20 protein-coding genes are annotated in these 18,417 nt (G+C 50.9%); 9 read left to right on the forward strand and 11 right to left on the reverse strand.

Annotation, left to right across the window (positions count from 1 at the left end; genetic code table 11):
* Positions 1–25: 25 nt before the first annotated feature.
* From ATB02_RS04070 to sodC, 3 genes are all read left to right on the forward strand, one after another.
* Positions 26–265, forward strand: a complete 240-nt coding sequence (locus ATB02_RS04070) for a DUF1289 domain-containing protein (protein ID WP_000840481.1) — start codon at positions 26–28, stop codon at positions 263–265.
* 48 nt (positions 266–313) lie between these two features.
* Positions 314–1,210 (forward strand): aldo/keto reductase, encoded by an 897-nt coding sequence (locus tag ATB02_RS04075; RefSeq protein ID WP_000250656.1) that lies wholly within the window; start codon positions 314–316, stop codon positions 1,208–1,210.
* Between the two features lie 80 nt (positions 1,211–1,290).
* Positions 1,291–1,812 carry a superoxide dismutase [Cu-Zn] SodC gene (sodC, locus tag ATB02_RS04080; RefSeq protein ID WP_001353183.1) on the forward strand — a complete coding sequence of 174 codons (522 nt, stop codon included), beginning with the start codon at positions 1,291–1,293 and terminating at the stop codon, positions 1,810–1,812.
* Here sodC and ATB02_RS04085 read toward each other — a convergent pair whose 3' ends face one another.
* Genes ATB02_RS04085 through ATB02_RS04095 form a run of 3 tightly spaced genes read right to left on the reverse strand, consistent with a single transcriptional unit; the run spans position 1,813 to position 4,921 of the window.
* Positions 1,813–3,825, reverse strand: coding sequence for an FUSC family protein (locus ATB02_RS04085; protein ID WP_105271117.1), 2,013 nt, complete (start codon positions 3,823–3,825; stop codon positions 1,813–1,815). It abuts the gene before it with no gap.
* Positions 3,825–4,682 (reverse strand): efflux RND transporter periplasmic adaptor subunit, encoded by an 858-nt coding sequence (locus ATB02_RS04090; protein ID WP_024212231.1) that lies wholly within the window; start codon positions 4,680–4,682, stop codon positions 3,825–3,827. The genes ATB02_RS04085 and ATB02_RS04090 overlap by 1 nt, the downstream gene beginning before the upstream one ends.
* Positions 4,683–4,684: 2 nt before the next feature.
* The gene (locus tag ATB02_RS04095) at positions 4,685–4,921 is read right to left on the reverse strand and encodes a DUF1656 domain-containing protein (protein WP_000670998.1); all 237 of its coding nucleotides are present in this window, start codon (positions 4,919–4,921) and stop codon (positions 4,685–4,687) included.
* A 200-nt stretch (positions 4,922–5,121) separates the two neighbouring features.
* Here ATB02_RS04095 and slyA point away from each other — a divergent pair, with 200 nt between their 5' ends.
* Positions 5,122–5,556, forward strand: coding sequence for a transcriptional regulator SlyA (slyA, locus tag ATB02_RS04100; protein WP_000445640.1), 435 nt, complete (start codon positions 5,122–5,124; stop codon positions 5,554–5,556).
* A 46-nt stretch (positions 5,557–5,602) separates the two neighbouring features.
* On the opposite strand, the gene slyB is transcribed toward slyA, so the two are convergent.
* Positions 5,603–6,070, reverse strand: coding sequence for an outer membrane lipoprotein SlyB (gene slyB, locus ATB02_RS04105; protein WP_000597196.1), 468 nt, complete (start codon positions 6,068–6,070; stop codon positions 5,603–5,605).
* Positions 6,071–6,343: 273 nt separating this feature from the next.
* On the opposite strand from slyB, the gene anmK reads away from it, so the two are divergent.
* From anmK to pdxY, 5 genes are all read left to right on the forward strand, one after another.
* On the forward strand, positions 6,344–7,453 hold the full coding sequence (anmK, locus tag ATB02_RS04110) for an anhydro-N-acetylmuramic acid kinase (protein WP_105271118.1): 1,110 nt from the start codon (positions 6,344–6,346) through the stop codon (positions 7,451–7,453).
* Positions 7,454–7,550: 97 nt separating this feature from the next.
* Entirely contained in the window at positions 7,551–7,880 is a 330-nt protein-coding gene (gene mliC, locus ATB02_RS04115) for a C-type lysozyme inhibitor (protein ID WP_000061974.1), read from the forward strand.
* 58 nt (positions 7,881–7,938) lie between these two features.
* Positions 7,939–8,595, forward strand: coding sequence for a pyridoxamine 5'-phosphate oxidase (pdxH, locus tag ATB02_RS04120; RefSeq protein ID WP_001282319.1), 657 nt, complete (start codon positions 7,939–7,941; stop codon positions 8,593–8,595).
* A gap of 128 nt (positions 8,596–8,723) precedes the next feature.
* Positions 8,724–9,998, forward strand: a complete 1,275-nt coding sequence (gene tyrS / locus ATB02_RS04125; protein WP_001295400.1) for a tyrosine--tRNA ligase — start codon at positions 8,724–8,726, stop codon at positions 9,996–9,998.
* 61 nt (positions 9,999–10,059) lie between these two features.
* Positions 10,060–10,920, forward strand: a complete 861-nt coding sequence (gene pdxY / locus ATB02_RS04130; RefSeq protein WP_001302086.1) for a pyridoxal kinase PdxY — start codon at positions 10,060–10,062, stop codon at positions 10,918–10,920.
* Between the two features lie 43 nt (positions 10,921–10,963).
* Here the strand turns inward: pdxY and gstA are convergent, their stop codons facing one another.
* The 7 genes from gstA to rsxC all read right to left on the reverse strand — a co-directional run.
* Positions 10,964–11,569 (reverse strand): glutathione transferase GstA, encoded by a 606-nt coding sequence (gene gstA / locus ATB02_RS04135; RefSeq protein ID WP_105271119.1) that lies wholly within the window; start codon positions 11,567–11,569, stop codon positions 10,964–10,966.
* Positions 11,570–11,674: 105 nt separating this feature from the next.
* Entirely contained in the window at positions 11,675–13,177 is a 1,503-nt protein-coding gene (gene dtpA / locus ATB02_RS04140; protein WP_000100942.1) for a dipeptide/tripeptide permease DtpA, read from the reverse strand.
* Between the two features lie 610 nt (positions 13,178–13,787).
* Complete coding sequence (gene nth / locus ATB02_RS04150) at positions 13,788–14,423, reverse strand: endonuclease III (protein ID WP_001030339.1); 636 nt, start codon at positions 14,421–14,423, stop codon at positions 13,788–13,790.
* A complete protein-coding gene (gene rsxE / locus ATB02_RS04155; RefSeq protein ID WP_032303119.1) occupies positions 14,423–15,118 on the reverse strand; it encodes an electron transport complex subunit RsxE in 696 nt (231 codons plus the stop codon). Before rsxE ends, nth begins: the two co-directional genes overlap by 1 nt.
* 3 nt (positions 15,119–15,121) lie before the next feature.
* Positions 15,122–15,742, reverse strand: coding sequence for an electron transport complex subunit RsxG (gene rsxG, locus ATB02_RS04160; RefSeq protein ID WP_000920799.1), 621 nt, complete (start codon positions 15,740–15,742; stop codon positions 15,122–15,124).
* Positions 15,743–15,745: 3 nt separating this feature from the next.
* Positions 15,746–16,804, reverse strand: a complete 1,059-nt coding sequence (gene rsxD, locus ATB02_RS04165; protein ID WP_105271120.1) for an electron transport complex subunit RsxD — start codon at positions 16,802–16,804, stop codon at positions 15,746–15,748.
* Positions 16,805–18,417, reverse strand: a 1,613-nt coding sequence (gene rsxC / locus ATB02_RS04170) for an electron transport complex subunit RsxC (RefSeq protein ID WP_105271121.1), incomplete at its 5' end; no start/stop codon positions are given.

Consider the following 18,417-nt stretch of genomic DNA (forward strand, 5'->3'; position numbering starts at 1 on the left):
AATAATCTTATCTGAGGAGGGCGAAGTGGCGGAGCAATTAGAGTTCTTTCCCGTCCAGAGCCCGTGCCGGGGAATTTGCCAGTCTGACGAACGCGGATTTTGTCGCGGCTGTTTTCGTAGCCGTGATGAGCGTTTTAACTGGAATAAAATGAGCGATGGCGAAAAACAAGAGGTGCTGCGTCTTTGTCGGCAGCGGTTAATGCGCAAATTACGTGCAAATAAGCCAGCGTCATCAGACGAACCGGAGCAACCATCACTCTTTTGAGCCTAATCTTGCGTATACTCCTCTCATATCTGATAAGAGGAAGCGATTATGGTTCAGCGTATTACTATTGCGCCGCAAGGCCCGGAGTTTTCCCGTTTTGTGATGGGCTACTGGCGATTGATGGACTGGAATATGTCCGCCCGCCAGCTGGTCAGCTTTATTGAAGAGCATCTGGATCTCGGCGTAACTACCGTGGACCACGCTGATATTTATGGCGGCTATCAGTGCGAAGCGGCGTTTGGCGAGGCGCTGAAACTGGCACCTCATCTGCGTGAACGGATGGAAATTGTCAGCAAATGCGGTATCGCGACGACCGCGCGTGAAGAAAACGTCATTGGTCATTATATTACTGACCGCGATCACATCATTAAGAGCGCCGAACAGTCGCTGATTAATCTCGCGACCGATCATCTGGATCTGCTGTTGATCCACCGCCCGGACCCGTTAATGGATGCCGATGAAGTGGCGGACGCGTTTAAACACCTGCATCAGAGCGGCAAAGTTCGCCATTTTGGCGTATCGAACTTTACGCCTGCGCAATTTGCGCTGTTGCAATCACGCCTGCCGTTTACCCTTGCCACTAATCAGGTGGAAATATCCCCGGTGCATCAGCCGTTACTGCTGGATGGCACGCTCGACCAACTGCAACAACTGCGTGTTCGTCCGATGGCGTGGTCTTGCCTTGGTGGTGGTCGTCTGTTTAATGATGATTATTTCCAGCCTCTGCGTGATGAACTGGCTGTGGTGGCGGAGGAGTTAAACGCGGGCTCTATTGAACAGGTGGTTTACGCCTGGGTTTTACGTTTACCGTCGCAGCCGCTGCCGATAATCGGCTCCGGTAAAATTGAGCGCGTGCGAGCAGCTGTTGAAGCAGAAACCCTGAAAATGACTCGCCAACAATGGTTCCGTATCCGTAAAGCGGCACTGGGTTACGACGTACCGTAAGCACTTTTAGGAATAGCCGCCGTTCAAAAATGTGTCACTGGTTTACACTTATTCAGGAATGCACAATGAACGGAGGTCCTATGAAACGTTTTAGTCTGGCTATTCTGGCGCTGGTTGTTGCTACCGGCGCGCAAGCTGCCAGTGAAAAAGTCGAGATGAACCTCGTCACGTCGCAAGGGGTTGGGCAGTCAATTGGTAGCGTCACCATTACTGAAACCGATAAAGGTCTGGAGTTTTCGCCCGATCTGAAAGCATTACCCCCCGGTGAACATGGCTTCCATATTCATGCCAAAGGAAGCTGCCAGCCAGCTACCAAAGATGGCAAAGCCACAGCGGCGGAATCCGCAGGCGGGCATCTTGATCCACAAAATACCGGTAAACATGAAGGGCCAGAAGGTGCTGGGCACTTAGGCGATCTGCCTGCGCTGGTTGTCAATAATGACGGCAAAGCAACCGATGCCGTCATCGCGCCTCGTCTGAAATCACTGGATCAAGTCAAAGATAAAGCGCTGATGATCCACGTTGGTGGCGATAATATGTCCGATCAACCTAAACCGCTGGGCGGTGGCGGTGAACGCTATGCCTGCGGTGTAATTAAGTAATTAAGAGGCCAGCGTACCTTGCGGCGGAGCTTGCTCAAGTTGCGAAAGCGAGCAGTACAGCCGCCAGACAATTGCCGCCAGCTCCTGGGCGGCAGGTTGATGATGACGGGCAAGGCTGTCGCAAATCCGCTGTAATTCTGCAAGTGTGGCCGCCAGTGATTTTTGCTGAACGCCACGCTCACTCATCACTCCACGTAACAATGAAATACAGTTATCCCGTACTCGCGATAACGGATCGGAACGCGATTCCCATTCGCGCAATTGCCAGACAACATGAGAACAGTTCAACAACACCACCCCCCAGCGTAATAACCAACGGCGAGCCAGCGCATCCTGGCTGTTACTTAACTGACTGACGTGATGATAAGTGAGTGATTCAAAATCGCTTTCACTCAGTGTTGGATGGCGGCTTAGCTGATCGACAAAATCCCGGCGCAGTGCGCGAATATGACGACGGCTTTTACGAGCGTCAGACCCAGGTCGCAGAATGGCGAACGCTAGCCACGCCAGCGCTACGCCAACAATTTTTGCCAGATTATCATTAAGAAAATCAGCGAAATCATACACCGGAGGATTAGTGACAGCGATAAACGACCCCATAAATACAATCAGTTGTCCCCAAAGCGCGGCAAATTTGGGCATCTGCAATTTAAGAAGCTGCATTGTCGCCAGTAGTGGGAAGAGAAACAGTAAAAATTGCCACAGATCGCTAATCTGAACCATCAGGCCAAATTTGACCACAAAGCTAAATAGCGAAAGTAACACTAGCGTGCGCATTAGCAGTGACAAGGACTTAAACGGTGCCGCGACGGCGGAGTAGAGTACGCAGCTAATTGCGGCCAGCGTTAATGCATTGGCACCGGCATCCCATTGTGAAGCGATACTCCATGCGCCAATTATCATCAATGTACAAAATGTTCGTAGTCCGCTCCACATAGCTTCGGCGTTATCGGTATGACGTGCCAGGCCGGATGTCCGTGGGAGTTTGGCATGATCATCTACGCCGCTTTGCAGACGATGTAATTCCTGACTGCTTTGCAGATAAAGATGGCAAAAATAGCGTAGTCGCTGCCAGAAGGCGACGTGCCGGTAGTCGGCGACGTTGGTCGGGCGTAGCGGGGCAATAATACGTGCGACGGTGTAAAAATCTGTTTGCGAACTGGCGAGCGCGGTCAGCAACTGGTCGAGAATTTCTCGTGTGGCACCTGGCGGTGAGGGCCAGTTGAGCAACATACGTCGCAGGCTGGAAATGACGCTGGTCATACGTAATTGCTGGTGGAGCAGCGCATTAAGGCGCGCGTTTTGCTGGCGAAAACGATAGTGGCTCCAGAAAGCCTGGATACGGAGCAAATTCATGGTCAGTATCTGCCCAATCACCCCTTCATGTGCTGCACGAATGGCATCGGTTGTTTCAGGTTGCCAGAGCAAACTGGCATGTTCCAGTAATCGGGCATGCATGTTTTTCAATGCGGTTAAAAGGGCCGTAGCATCGGAACTGCTCGGCAGGATCATCATCATCATGCCGCCGCACAAAATACCGACTATCACCTCGCAAACGCGCGCCTGAGCGATATCCCACAGCTGGCTGGCCTCAGTAATATTAACCATCGGAAAGGCGATGATGGCAGCCGTATAGCCCGCCAGTTGAAATGCATAGGCGACGTTATTCGTGAAGTGCGCACAGGCCCAGGTACAAAAGCCAAGCCACGCCGACATACTCAATAGAAAAAACCAAGGTTCGTTGAGCGTATGTCCGGCAAGAATCAGTGCTGCGATGGCTCCCAGCAAACTACCCGCGATGCGTCCGAGGCTTTTGCTGATCACACCGCCAACGGTGGGGAAGCTAACCACCGCTGCCGAGGTCATCGCCCAATAGGGCTCATCGAGATTTAAATAATAGGCAACTGTCAGCGCCAGACACATGGCAAGGGTATTACGTAACGCATAACGCCATTGCGCCAGCGTTGCCCTGAACCAGGGCAAATTGCGCAAGGACCATGACGATGCGTTCATTATTCACCTACGGCAATGCTACAGGTGGTGCCCGACACCAGCGTGACATCGCCTGGGACTTTATCCAGCGCAAAGCGGACCGGAACACGTTGGGCGAGGCGAACCCAGGGGACGTTAGGTTTCACATCCGGAATAAGGCTTGAGTCACTTTCAACGCTCTGATCATAAATCGCCCGACCGATACTGGAAACGTGACCCTGTAACGTTTTGTTATCACTATAGAGGGTAATTTGTGCTGGTGCACCTTCGCGGATATGGCGCAACTTGGTTTCTTCAAAATAACCAATGACGTAAAACGAGTGGCTATCGACAAGAGCAAACAGCGGTTTCCCGGTGTCAGCGTAATCGCCGATGCGGGTAGTAAGATTAGTCACCCATCCGCTCACCGGGGCGCGAATTTCCGTTTGCGCCAGTTGCCATTGTGCCTGTTTCAACGTCGCCTGTGCGGCATCAACACTGGCCTGCATCGCTTTAACATTGAGGTTAGCGGTATCGAGTTCTTCGGCAGAAATAAAATTTTGTGAGAGATGACGACGACGATTCGCTTCGTTATTGGCTTTTGCGAGGTCAGATTGCGCTTTCGCCAGCTGAGCCTGTGCGTTCAGCTCGGCGATCTGAAAGGGCGTTTTATCGATCGTGAGCAGAAGATCCCCCGCGTTAACCAGCTGGTTGTCTTTTATATTCAGCTCAACAATACGTCCCGACACCTGAGGGGTGATAGAAACCTGTTCTGCGCGTATTTTCCCGTCGCGTGTCCACGGAGATTGCATGTAATAATTCCACAGCCACCATCCGGCAAGAACCGCAACTACCGCTACAATGATTGTTGAGAAATACTTAATTGTTTTAATTGACATAGTTACCACGCAATCAGTATTGCCAGGGCAAGGCAAACGCAAATCGCAAACAGCGATAAATCCATTAACAAGGGATGCCAGATGTCACCGGCGTAGATCCAGCCACGAAGCAGGCGGTGTACGACAAGCCAGATGACGAATCCAAACGCGAAGGCTTTGAAAAACGGAGGAAAGTAGACGGACGCACCGAACACCAGATCTTGTAAGGGCAATCCTGTTGCATTGAGCATAAACTTCACAAAGTAGATTCCTTTACGACCGAATATATTGCGTTAGATTAATAAATATTCTTTAAGTGCGAAAAATTTACGCGCAATTTCTGAAAAATATGTCTGACGGTAACCAAATGCAGCAATACATTTGTTTTAGCAATACAATTGCTGCACACTATTCTAAAAGCCGCATAATATCTTAGCAAGCTAATTATAAGGAGATGAAATTGGAATCGCCACTAGGTTCTGATCTGGCACGGTTGGTGCGCATATGGCGTGCTCTGATAGACCATCGCCTGAAACCGCTGGAGTTAACACAAACCCATTGGGTTACGTTACACAATATCCATCAGTTACCTCCAGACCAGTCGCAAATTCAACTGGCAAAAGCGATTGGCATCGAGCAGCCATCACTGGTCCGTACTCTGGACCAACTGGAAGAAAAAGGGTTAATTTCGCGTCAAACTTGTGCCAGCGATCGTCGGGCTAAACGTATTAAACTGACGGAAAAGGCAGAGCCGCTGATCAGCGAAATGGAAGCTGTTATTAACAAAACCCGCGCGGAAATTTTACATGGCATCTCCGCAGAGGAACTGGAACAACTGATTAAGCTCATCGCAAAACTTGAGCATAATATCATTGAGTTACAGGCCAAAGGGTGAAATAAAGGGGGCGTGTGGTCAGTAACCTGACCACACGCAAACTTATTTAGCGCGGGGAAACGGTCACCTGACTGCCATTGCTGGCCAGTACGACACGTTGGCCCGGAGAGAAACGAGTGTTGCCTTGTTTCTGTACCACCATGATGGTATTACCATCGTCTTTACGAATTTCCAGCTCGACACCCTGCGTTTTGTTCATTGCACTCTGTACGCCCTGACCGGCTACGCCACCTGCAACAGCGCCTGCAGCAGTAGCCAGAGAACGCCCGGTTCCGCCACCAACAGTATTCCCCAGGAAACCACCAAGAACAGCACCGCCAATTGCGCCGATAACGTTGGAATCATCACCGCCCTGAATCTGTACCGGACGTACGTTAACGATGGTGCCATAGCTGACATTCTGTACTTGTTTCGCTTCAGAAGCGGTATAAACATCCCCTGACAGGGTGTCGTTATTAACACAACCGACAAGAGACAGACCTACCATTGAAACAACCAATACGCGTTTAATCATTGAAAAATCTCCTGTTCACCATGAAACGCCACGCAAGCATCCCTCATGGTCAAAGTATATGGCATATGTGAATCCATGGTTACATGTTCTACCAAATATGAGCAAATCATAATGAAAGTAGGATCAACCAATTATAAACAAAACATTCATGATGATTATTGATTTGAAGATAATGTTTTACTACCAACGGTAAAAATCGGTCATTCCGCATAGTATTCACGAAAAGTTTATGTTTGAGTGGTGCGCAAACGTCAGATTGAAAAAGGATGAACTATGAAATCGGGCCGCTTTATTGGCGTTATGTCAGGCACCAGCCTTGATGGTGTTGATGTTGTGTTGGCGACAATTGATGAACATCGGGTCGCACAGCTGGCAAGTTTGAGCTGGCCGATCCCGGTGTCTCTGAAACAGGCTGTACTGGATATTTGCCAGGGCCAGCAGCTTACACTTTCGCAGTTTGGACAGCTTGATACTCAACTCGGGCGACTTTTTGCTGATGCGGTCAATGCCTTGCTTAAGGAACAAAACCTGCAGGCGAAAGATATCGTTGCGATCGGCTGTCACGGCCAAACCGTCTGGCATGAACCGACGGGCGTGGCACCACACACTTTACAGATTGGCGATAACAATCAAATTGTGGCACGCACCGGAATTACGGTTGTCGGTGATTTTCGCCGTCGCGATATTGCCTTGGGAGGACAAGGCGCACCGCTGGTACCTGCGTTCCATCATGCGCTGCTGGCTCATCCAACCGAGCGACGAATGGTGCTCAATATTGGTGGCATCGCCAATCTGTCACTGCTCATTCCTGGGCAGCCGGTAGGGGGCTACGATACCGGCCCTGGTAACATGCTGATGGATGCCTGGATCTGGCGTCAGGCAGGTAAACCTTACGATAAAGATGCCGAGTGGGCACGGGCGGGTAAAGTCATTCTCCCACTGCTGCAAAATATGCTCAGCGACCCGTATTTCTCGCAACCTGCACCGAAAAGCACCGGACGCGAATACTTTAACTACGGCTGGCTGGAGCGCCATTTGCGCCATTTTCCGGGTGTTGATCCCCGTGATGTACAGGCGACACTGGCAGAACTCACCGCCGTGACCATTTCTGAACAAGTTTTGTTGAGCGGTGGCTGCGAACGATTGATGGTATGTGGTGGAGGAAGTCGTAATCCGCTACTCATGGCGCGTCTGGCGGCATTACTGCCAGGCATAGAAGTCACCACCACCGATGCCGTTGGCATTAGTGGCGATGACATGGAAGCATTGGCTTTCGCCTGGCTTGCCTGGCGGACGCTGGCGGGATTACCAGGAAATCTGCCTTCCGTCACTGGCGCAAGCCAGGAGACGGTACTCGGGGCTATTTTCCCCGCTAACCCGTGATATCAGAGTTAACTGAATTTTTCTTACCGCGTCTGCCGTTACACTTGGAACGTTAGGGAGGGCGTATTGCCCTCCAGACCAGGAAAGTCTTCGGGATATGTCTATGAAAAAACTGTTACTGATCTGTTTGCCGGTCCTTCTCACCGGCTGTAGCGCGTTCAATCAACTGGTTGAGCGCATGCAAACCGATACGCTGGAATACCAGTGTGATGAAAAACCGTTGACGGTCAAACTGAATAATCCGCGCCAGGAAGTCAGTTTTGTTTACGATAATCAACTACTGCATCTCAAACAGGGCATTTCTGCGTCTGGTGCACGTTACACCGACGGGATCTATGTTTTCTGGTCGAAAGGCGAGGAAGCGACTGTCTATAAACGCGACCGCATCGTCTTGAATAACTGTCAGTTACAAAATCCACAGCGTTGAGATTTTTCCAGGGGCGGCGCACAATAGCGTCACCCACTGACAATCCGTAAAGAAAACCATGTCTGATAACGACGAATTGCAGCAAATCGCGCATCTGCGCCGTGAATACACCAAAGGCGGATTACGCCGCCGCGATCTTCCCGCCGATCCATTAACCCTTTTTGAGCGCTGGCTCTCTCAGGCGTGTGAAGCCAAACTGGCGGACCCTACCGCGATGGTGGTCGCTACCGTGGATGAACATGGTCAGCCTTATCAGCGCATCGTTTTACTCAAACATTACGACGAAAAAGGCATGGTGTTTTACACCAACCTCGGCAGCCGTAAAGCACATCAAATCGAAAATAATCCGCGCGTTAGCCTGCTGTTCCCGTGGCATACCCTTGAGCGCCAGGTGATGGTGATCGGTAAAGCGGAACGACTTTCGACTCTCGAAGTGATGAAATATTTTCATAGTCGCCCACGTGATAGCCAGATTGGTGCATGGGTTTCGAAGCAGTCCAGTCGCATTTCTGCCCGCGGTATCCTTGAAAGTAAATTCCTGGAGCTGAAGCAGAAGTTTCAACAGGGCGAAGTGCCATTGCCGAGTTTTTGGGGCGGTTTTCGCGTCAGCCTTGAACAGATTGAGTTCTGGCAGGGCGGTGAGCATCGCCTGCATGACCGCTTTTTGTACCAGCGTGAAAATGATGCGTGGAAGATTGATCGTCTTGCCCCCTGAAAAGATGCAAAAATCTTGCTTTAATCGCTGGTACTCCTGATTCTGGCACTTTATTCTATGTCTCTTTCGCATCTGGCGAAAAGTCGTGTACCGGCAAAGGTGCAGTCGTTATATACATGGAGATTTTGATGGCAAGCAGTAACTTGATTAAACAATTGCAAGAGCGGGGGCTGGTAGCCCAGGTGACGGACGAGGAAGCGTTAGCAGAGCGACTGGCGCAAGGCCCGATCGCGCTCTATTGCGGCTTCGATCCTACCGCTGACAGCTTGCATTTGGGGCATCTTGTTCCATTGTTATGCCTGAAACGCTTCCAGCAGGCGGGCCACAAGCCGGTTGCGCTGGTAGGCGGCGCGACGGGTCTGATTGGCGACCCGAGCTTCAAAGCTGCTGAGCGTAAGCTGAACACCGAAGAAACTGTTCAGGAATGGGTGGACAAAATCCGCAAGCAGGTTGCCCCGTTCCTCGATTTCGACTGTGGAGAAAACTCTGCTATCGCGGCGAACAACTATGACTGGTTCGGCAATATGAATGTGCTGACCTTCCTGCGCGATATTGGCAAACACTTCTCCGTTAACCAGATGATCAACAAAGAAGCGGTTAAGCAGCGTCTCAACCGTGAAGATCAGGGGATTTCGTTCACTGAGTTTTCCTACAACCTGTTGCAGGGTTATGACTTTGCCTGTCTGAACAAACAGTACGGTGTGGTGCTGCAAATTGGTGGTTCTGACCAGTGGGGTAACATCACTTCTGGTATCGACCTGACCCGTCGTCTGCATCAGAATCAGGTGTTTGGCCTGACCGTTCCGCTGATCACCAAAGCAGACGGCACCAAATTTGGTAAAACTGAAGGCGGCGCAGTCTGGTTAGATCCGAAGAAAACCAGTCCGTACAAATTCTACCAGTTCTGGATCAACACTGCGGATGCCGACGTTTACCGCTTCCTGAAGTTCTTCACCTTTATGAGCATTGAAGAGATCAACGCGCTGGAAGAAGAAGATAAAAACAGTGGTAAAGCACCGCGCGCCCAGTATGTACTGGCGGAACAGGTGACACGTCTGGTTCACGGTGAAGAAGGTTTGCAGGCAGCAAAACGTATTACCGAATGTCTGTTCAGTGGTTCCTTGAGTGCGCTGAGTGAAGCGGACTTCGAACAGCTGGCGCAGGACGGCGTACCGATGGTTGAGATGGAAAAAGGTGCAGACCTGATGCAGGCGCTGGTCGATTCCGAACTGCAACCTTCCCGTGGTCAGGCGCGTAAAACTATCGCCTCCAATGCCATCACCATTAACGGTGAAAAACAGTCCGATCCTGAATACTTCTTTAAAGAAGAAGATCGTCTGTTTGGTCGTTTTACCTTACTGCGTCGCGGCAAAAAGAATTACTGTCTGATTTGCTGGAAATAATGCATTAAGTGGAAAGGGGGAGTGAGAAATCACTCCCCCTGGTTTTTATACAGGGAACATGATGAAAAATATTCTCGCTATCCAGTCTCACGTTGTTTATGGTCATGCGGGTAACAGTGCGGCAGAGTTTCCGATGCGCCGCCTGGGCGCGAATGTCTGGCCGCTGAACACCGTTCAATTTTCTAATCACACTCAATACGGCAAATGGACTGGCTGCGTGATGCCGCCCAGCCATTTAACCGAAATTGTGCAAGGCATTGCCGCCATTGATAAATTACACACCTGTGATGCCGTATTAAGTGGCTATCTGGGTTCGGCGGAGCAGGGTGAACATATCCTCGGTATCGTTCGTCAGGTGAAAGCAGCGAATCCGCAGGCGAAATATTTTTGCGATCCGGTAATGGGTCATCCGGAAAAAGGCTGCATCGTTGCACCGGGTGTCGCAGAGTTTCATGTGCGTCACGGTTTGCCTGCCAGCGATATCATTGCGCCGAATCTGGTTGAGCTGGAGATACTCTGTGAGCATCCGGTAAATAACGTCGAAGAAGCGGTTCTGGCAGCGCGTGAACTCATTGCGCAAGGGCCACAAATTGTGTTGGTTAAACACCTGGCGCGGGCTGGCTACAGCCGTGACCGTTTTGAAATGCTGCTGGTTACCGCCGATGAAGCCTGGCATATCAGCCGTCCGCTGGTGGATTTTGGTATGCGCCAACCGGTAGGTGTCGGTGATGTGACGAGCGGTTTACTGCTGGTGAAACTGCTTCAGGGGGCAACGCTGCAGGAGGCCCTGGAACATGTGACCGCTGCAGTATACGAAATCATGGTGACCACCAAAGCAATGCAGGAATATGAGCTGCAAGTGGTTGCTGCTCAGGATCGTATTGCCAAACCAGAACATTATTTCAGCGCAACAAAGCTCTGAAATATCTCATTTCGGCCCACAACAGCCTGTGGGCCGATGGCTATTACTTTAAGCCTTCCGCTGACAGCGCGTCTTGTACTTCCGGACGTTCAGCCATACGTTGCATAAATGCCGCGATGTGCTTTAACCCTTCCAGATTCAGTTTTACCGCGTATGCCCAGCGCAGAACCGTAAACAGATAGGCATCAGCAATTGTAAATCGTTGCCCGCAGATCCAGTGCTCATCCTTCAGTGCATCGTTCACATATTGCAGCTTCTTCTCCAGCTGCGCGCGAACTGTCGGTTTGTACTCTTCCGGTGTATCAGGGCGAAACAGAGGCGTGAAACCTTTATGCAGCTCGGTGGCGATGTAATTCAGCCATTCGATGGTTTTATAGCGGGAAATACTGTTTACCGGTGCCAGCAACTGGCGGTCGGGGACGCTGTCGGCAAGATACTGCATAATTGCTACGCCTTCCGTCAGCAAAGTACCATCGTCCAGCAGCAATGCAGGCACCTGTCCCTTAGGGTTAACGGCAAAGTAATCGTCACCGTTTTCGAGACGTTTTTTCATTAAATCCACACTGACGAGCGTAAAATCCTTTCCGCTCTCACGCAGGGTGATATGGGAAGCGAGAGAGCAGGCGCCCGGTTTGTAGAACAATTTCATCGGTAACTCCTTTTGTCTGTGGTTTAAAGTATGGTAGTGCGTTGCTGAACAAAAAAAAAGCCGCTAACGAAAAGTTAGCGGCTTGTAAAAGAGTTTCCCTGAATTTTACGCTACAGCAGCTTTCGCCGCTTTGTCTGCAGCGTCATCCTGCGTCATGCGGTGCAGTTTCGGCGCGGTCAGCAGCATCAGTACTGCAATAACGGCAGTAGCGACACCAATCTGCAAGAATACGCGACCATAGACTTCCAGTGACATCAGTGGATCGGTAACGTTATCCGGCACAGCCATCATACCCGCAACATAACCACCAATCAGGTTTGCACCGGCAGTGGTCAGGAACCAGCTACCCATAATGAAGCCCATCAGACGCTGCGGAACGAGTTGAGCAACCATTGCCAGACCCAGACCAGAGATCATAAGTTCCCCGATACTCTGCAGGCCATAGCTTGCGACCAGCCAGCTTACAGACACGATACCTGCGTCAGACGCGAATTTTGCACCTAGCGGCAGAATCAGGAACGCACCAGAACACATCACCATACCGATTGCAAACTTAGTTGGCATCGGCAGGGTATCGCCCATCTTGTTATAGATAGCGGCCAGAATCGGGCTACCAATGATGATCCAGAACGGGTTCAGTGCCTGATACTGCTCAGGTTCTACGGCCAGGCCCAGAATGGTGTGTTCAACGTTACGAATCGCAAAGAAGTTCAGTGACGTTGGCATCTGGCTGTACAGCACGAAGAAGATAATGGCTTCGAGCATCAGGATGAAGGCAACGATCATTTTACGACGCGCAGCACCTTTCATCGCGAAGGCTTCTTTACCGAAGATAACGACGATACCAAAGGCAACAACGCCCAGCGCCATACGCGCAACTTCCTGATTGTGCAGCAGCCAGGTGGCGATAGCGATCAGTGCCACAACACCAATAATGGTCAGCAGCAGGTTACGGTAGTTGATAGGCTCGAAGTCTGGTTTTGAACCGTACTGTTTAACCCAGCGTTGGCAGAAGGCGAAGTTAACGATAGTGATCAGCAGGCCTACAACGCTCAACGCAAACGCAACACTCCAGCCGTATTTCGCGGCCAGCCACGGGGTGGCGATCATAGAGAAGAAAGAGCCGATGTTGACGGACATGTAGTACATGGTGAATGCACCGTCCAGACGCGGGTCGTTTTTCTCATAGCATGTAGAAAGCAGAGAAGACGGGTTAGCTTTAAACAGGCCGTTACCGACCGCAATAGCCGCCATACCCATATAAACGATACCGGCGTCGTGACCAGACCAGGCAACCAGAGCATAACCAATCGCCAGCACAATAGCGCCAAGCATAATTACGCGTTTAGTACCCAGTACCTTGTCACCTAACCAGCCGCCGATAGCGACCAGACCATAAACCAGGGCACTAAAGGAAGAGAAAAGGGTGATTGAATCCGCTTCAGACATACCCAGTTGTTTAACCAGGTAAACAGCCATAATTCCTTGTAGGCCGTAATAACCAAAACGTTCCCATAACTCAATCGAGAAGATGAGATAGAACGCCTTCGGTTGTTTGAAAGCGTTCAAACTGACGCTTTCAGTTGGTTTTTGGTTTGCAGTGGACACTTTTACCTCTTTTTTTACATCCCATATTAACGGGGGTGCTTTCTCGCGTTATGCCTAAAAAACATACGCGCAATTGTTATAGTGGGAGGGGAAACGGCAGGTAATGTTCACTATCTTGCACTTTCAGACAAGTCCTTTGTAATAATCTGTTACATATAACTGAGGCGGGGAATTCAACCATTCCGGGAAATGTTATCCAGCGTTAAATTTTTCAAAAAACGTAACGGCAGATTTTTTCACTACCCTGAGAGGGGGATGATGGCTTAACGGCGATATGTTCTGCTATTTAGCGTTTTTCCTAGTGAGATAGTCCAGTTTCTGAAAAATAGCCAGTGTAATGTTTTGTAGGTCAATATTTGTTGCGTGTGTAAATTTAAATGATTTTAACCTAGTTCTTGCAATGTTTTTACATTGCCACAGCATCGTGATCTTGATCACGAATGAATAGAAAATTTCGCTATTAAAAAAACAATTAACCTGCATTTTTGGTTATCCGCAAACGGATTACCTGATGATAACGCTAAGCAATGGCATCATTGACGTTAAAAAGATGTTTTAAAAGAGGATAAAGAAAGGTTATTAATGGGGTAATCGGTGTTACCCCTTTTCTTCAGATGTCAACTTTCTCTTTGTATTCACAAAGATCTTCAATAATACAAGAGCCACAGCGAGGCTTGCGGGCAATACAGGTATAACGCCCGTGCAGGATCAACCAATGGTGGCAGTCGACTTTAAACTCTGCCGGAACCACTTTCAGTAGCTTTTCTTCTACCTGTTCGACGTTTTTCCCCGGCGCAAATTGAGTACGATTACAAACGCGGAAAATGTGCGTGTCGACAGCAATAGTCGGCCAGCCGAATGCAGTGTTTAATACGACGTTGGCTGTTTTACGACCTACACCAGGCAGGGCTTCAAGCGCAGCACGATCTTCCGGAACCTCGCCATTATGCTGTTCCAGTAAGATACGGCAGGTTTTGATGATATTTTCTGCTTTGCTGTTATAAAGCCCAATGGTTTTGATATAGGTTTTCACCCCTTCGACGCCCAGTTCAAGCATCGCTGCAGGTGTATTAGCCACCGGGTAGAGTTTCGCCGTCGCCTTATTAACACTGACATCGGTCGCCTGAGCGGAAAGCAGTACGGCAATCAGCAATTCAAAAGGCGAACTGAAATTAAGCTCAGTTGTGGGATGAGGATTGTTCTCACGCAGGCGAGTGAGGATCTCCAGGCGTTTTGCTTTGTTCATCAGACATTCCCTGTTTCACCGTTTGGCAATGCACCTTCGGCAGCTGCTTCAGCACGGCGCTTTTTCATTCTTTCATCAATCAGGTATTTTCCTGCCAGCATCAGTCCCAGGCCAATAAATGCACCTGGTGGCAGCATTGCCAGCAGGAAAGGGGAGTCGGTGTGGAAAATCTCCACGCGTAATACTTTGGCCCAGCTACCTAACAGCGCATCTGCACCGTCAAACAACGTGCCATTGCCGATAATTTCGCGTAGTGAACCCAGCACGAACATGGCACAGGTTGCGCCCATACCAATCGAAAAACCATCCAGTGCCGAAAGTGCCGGACCTTTTTTAGCAGCGAAGGCTTCAGCGCGCCCCACAACAATACAGTTAGTGACAATCAGCGGAATAAAAATCCCTAACGATTGATACAGACCAAAGGCGTAGGCGTTGATCAGCATCTGTACAGCGCTGACCACCGAGGCGATGATCATCACGTAAATGGGAATGCGGATCTCGGCTGGCGTCCAGTGACGCAGCGTCGAAATGGTCAAGTTGGTCAGCGTCAGTACCAGCGTAGTCGCAAGTCCTAAACCCAGAGCGTTAGTGGCAGTGGACGTGACCGCCAATAGCGGACAGAGGCCGAGCAGCTGGACCAGCGCAGAGTTGTTTTTCCACAACCCCTGAACAATAACGTCTTTAATTTCGCTCACGCTTTATTCTCCACAGGCAGGAAGTTGAGAAAGTTGTGACGGTAACGTCTGAGCGTACAATCCGGCGCGTTTTACCGCATTAACCACCGCGCGGGGAGTAATCGTAGCGCCGGTGAACTGGTCGAAATCACCACCATCTTTCTTCACCGCCCAGTGCGCATCATCCGCACCACTGATTTTTTTACCCGCAAAATGGGTGATCCAGTCAGAAAGGCGCAGTTCGATTTTATCGCCAAGCCCTGGCGTTTCGTGGTGCTCTGTCACGCGCGTGCCAAGTACCGTGCCGTTAAAATCGGCTCCCACCAGCAGCTGAATCGCACCAGAATAGCCATCTGGCGCGGTTGTTTCCAGAACGGCGGCTACCGGTTTGTCATCCTGTTTGGCGATGTAAACCCGATGCTCACCTTTACCTAACTCTGGCGCAGTTACCAGATAGCAACTCTGTGCCAGCGCATTGTTATAGCGTTCGGCTGGCAGCACCTGATCAAATAACGCCTTTTGTTGCAGACTGGCCTGTTCAGCAATCGTCGTTTTGGTCATCTGGTTGATGGCCGCAGTTAACCCTGTTGAACCCGCTGCAAATAGTGCCAGTGTAATGCCGTGTTTTCGGATAGTTTTCAGCATGGTTTACCCTTTGCGATGGCCGTAGACGCGCGGACGCGTGTAGTAATCGATCAGAGGAACCGTGATGTTCGCCAGCAGGACGGCAAAAGCCACGCCGTCAGGATAGCCGCCGAAACTGCGGATCAACCAGACTAATAAGCCCGCCAGCGCGCCGAAAATAAGACGACCACGATTGGTCGTAGAAGCGGTAACCGGGTCAGTCAAAATAAAGAATGCGCCGAGCATGGTCGCTCCAGACAGCAGATGAATTTGCGGTGCTGCCAGTGTTTCTGGTGAGAACAACCAGCCCAACGTTGCGCATAACGCCAGCGTTACTAAGAAGCTGAGGGGAATATGCCAGCGAATCGCTTTCTGCCACAGCAACCATACGCCGCCAGCCAGCCAGGCGAGATTTACCCATTGCCAACCAACGCCCGCCAGCATACCGCTGTAGATCGGATATTGCATAATCTGTTCAAGCGAATGACCGGCACGGACAGAGGTTTTAAATGTATCCAGCGGTGTCGCCTGACTAATGCCATCAATACCTAAGCGTAGCGTGTTCATATCACCACCACTGGCGGTATGTCCGCTGAAAATAACCTGTATGGCGTCGATAAAACCAGGGATGTTGACCGCAATTTCATGCGGCGGTAACCAGCTGGTCATCTGCACCGGGAAGGAGATCAGTAAGACCACATAACCAATCATTGCCGGATTAAACGGGTTTTGCCCCAGACCGCCATACAACTGTTTAGCGATGATCACCGCAAACACCGTACCCAGTACGACCATCCACCATGGCGCGAGGGGGGGAATACTTACCGCCAGCAATAAGCCTGTCAGCAATGCTGAGTTATCTTTCAACGTTGCGGCTACTGATTGCTTGCGTAGTTTGAGTACGAGAGCTTCGGCTAACAGAGCACTGACCGACGCCAACAGGATCTGAACGAGAGTACCCCAACCAAAAAACCACAGTTGCGCTGCGATTCCTGGCACGGCTGCGAGCAACACCAACAGCATAATGCGCGATGTTTGGCGCTGGTTATGGGTATAAGGGGAGCTAGCTATTCTGAATACCATTTAGTCCTCGTTTACAACCTTTTGCTGGGCGGCTTTTTTGGCCTGAACGCGGGCAATAGCCGCGGCAACTGCCGCTTTGCGCGGATCAACCTGTTCTTCTGGTACCGCATTAGCCTGTTGCTGTTCCAGCTTGCGTGCTTTGGCGCGGGCAATAGCCGCTTCGACGGCAGCTTTGCGCGGATCAACCTGTTCTTCTGGCTCCGCATTAGCCTGTTGCTGTTCCAGTTTGCGCGCTTTGGCACGGGCAATAGCGGCTTCTACGGCAGCTTTGCGCGGATCGACCTGTTGTTCTGGTTCCGCATTAGCCTGTTGCTGTTCCAGCTTGCGTGCTTTGGCACGGGCAATAGCGGCTTCGACGGCGGCTTTGCGCGGATCGACCTGTTGTTCTGGCTCTGCGTTAGCCTGTTGCTGTTCCAGCTTGCGTGCTTTGGCACGGGCAATAGCGGCTTCGACGGCGGCTTTTCGCGGATCGACCCGTTCTTCTGGTTCCGCATTAGCCTGTTGCTGTTCCAGCTTGCGCGCTTTGGCGCGGGCGATAGCGGCTTCAACTGCGGTTTTACGTGGATCAGCAACGGTTGCTGCGTCGTTAGTTTGCTGCAGTTCTGCCTGTTTCGCTCTGGCTTGCGCTTTACGGGCTTCCCGTGCTGCAATAATTGCGCTGTTATCCGGGCGTTCGCCCGCTTTAATCACAATAGGCTGTGTAGCCTGGGCCTGTTTCTCTTTCACCCGCGCCAGAGCGGCAGCAATCGCATCTTTATCTTTGGCTGCAGGTTGAACGGCTGCGCTCTTATGTCGTTCAAGGCGAGCCGCTTTTTCGCGCTCCAGACGAGCCTGGCGCGCTTCGAAACGCGCTTTGGCTTCTGCGGCGCGCTTTTCTTCCTGACGAATAGCCGCAATTTCAGCTTTTTCCTGACGGAAATATTGCACCAGGGGGATATTGCTCGGGCAAACCCACGCGCAAGCCCCACATTCAATGCAGTCGGCAATGTTATGCGTGGTGGCTTTATCGTGTTGCTGACCTTTGCTGAACCAGTACAGCTGTTGCGGTAAAAGATCCGCAGGGCAGGCGTCAGCACAGGCGCTACAACGGATGCAACTTTGTTCTTCCTGTGGTTCGCCAAGTTCATTGGCAGAGGGAGCCAACAGACAGTTGGTAATCTTTACGACCGGGACATCCAGCCATGGCAAGGTAAAGCCCATTAGCGGGCCGCCCATAATCACCATTTGATCGGCAGAGGGGCAGAATCCGGCATCATTCAATAAATGACGCACTGGCGTACCCAGCCGTGCCCAGACGTTGCCCGGGCGTGCGATTGCTTCGCCAGTCAGGGTCACGACACGCTCGGTAATCGGCTCGCCATCAATAACGGCACGTTTCACTGCATAAGCAGTGCCGACGTTTTGCATTAATACGCCGATATCGGATGAACGCCCGCCATGTGGAACCTGCTTCCCGGTCAGAATGTAGGTTAATTGTTTAGCACCGCCAGAAGGATATTTGGTTGGAATCACCCGCAGAGAAATATCGTGAGAGTCCGCCAGCACCGCGCGCAGCATGGAAATCGCCTGCGGTTTGTTATCTTCAATGCCGATAAGAATTTCGCGTGGCTGCA

Origin of the sequence: Escherichia sp. MOD1-EC5189, assembly GCF_002966045.1 — a bacterium.
In the GTDB taxonomy this organism is placed as follows: Bacteria; Pseudomonadota; Gammaproteobacteria; order Enterobacterales; family Enterobacteriaceae; genus Escherichia; species Escherichia coli_F.

Bases quoted from the DNA above. Each gene is read 5' to 3' on its own strand.
- ATB02_RS04075 (WP_000250656.1), top strand. From the start codon at position 314: ATGGTTCAGCGTATTACTATTGCGCCGCAAGGCCCGGAGTTTTCCCGT.
- sodC (WP_001353183.1), top strand. From the start codon at position 1,291: ATGAAACGTTTTAGTCTGGCTATTCTGGCGCTGGTTGTTGCTACCGGC.
- ATB02_RS04085 (WP_105271117.1), bottom strand. From the start codon at position 3,825: ATGAACGCATCGTCATGGTCCTTGCGCAATTTGCCCTGGTTCAGGGCA.
- ATB02_RS04090 (WP_024212231.1), bottom strand. From the start codon at position 4,682: ATGTCAATTAAAACAATTAAGTATTTCTCAACAATCATTGTAGCGGTA.
- slyB (WP_000597196.1), bottom strand. From the start codon at position 6,070: ATGATTAAACGCGTATTGGTTGTTTCAATGGTAGGTCTGTCTCTTGTC.
- anmK (WP_105271118.1), top strand. From the start codon at position 6,344: ATGAAATCGGGCCGCTTTATTGGCGTTATGTCAGGCACCAGCCTTGAT.
- mliC (WP_000061974.1), top strand. From the start codon at position 7,551: ATGTCTATGAAAAAACTGTTACTGATCTGTTTGCCGGTCCTTCTCACC.
- pdxH (WP_001282319.1), top strand. From the start codon at position 7,939: ATGTCTGATAACGACGAATTGCAGCAAATCGCGCATCTGCGCCGTGAA.
- tyrS (WP_001295400.1), top strand. From the start codon at position 8,724: ATGGCAAGCAGTAACTTGATTAAACAATTGCAAGAGCGGGGGCTGGTA.
- pdxY (WP_001302086.1), top strand. From the start codon at position 10,060: ATGAAAAATATTCTCGCTATCCAGTCTCACGTTGTTTATGGTCATGCG.
- gstA (WP_105271119.1), bottom strand. From the start codon at position 11,569: ATGAAATTGTTCTACAAACCGGGCGCCTGCTCTCTCGCTTCCCATATC.
- nth (WP_001030339.1), bottom strand. From the start codon at position 14,423: ATGAACAAAGCAAAACGCCTGGAGATCCTCACTCGCCTGCGTGAGAAC.
- rsxG (WP_000920799.1), bottom strand. From the start codon at position 15,742: ATGCTGAAAACTATCCGAAAACACGGCATTACACTGGCACTATTTGCA.
- rsxD (WP_105271120.1), bottom strand. From the start codon at position 16,804: ATGGTATTCAGAATAGCTAGCTCCCCTTATACCCATAACCAGCGCCAA.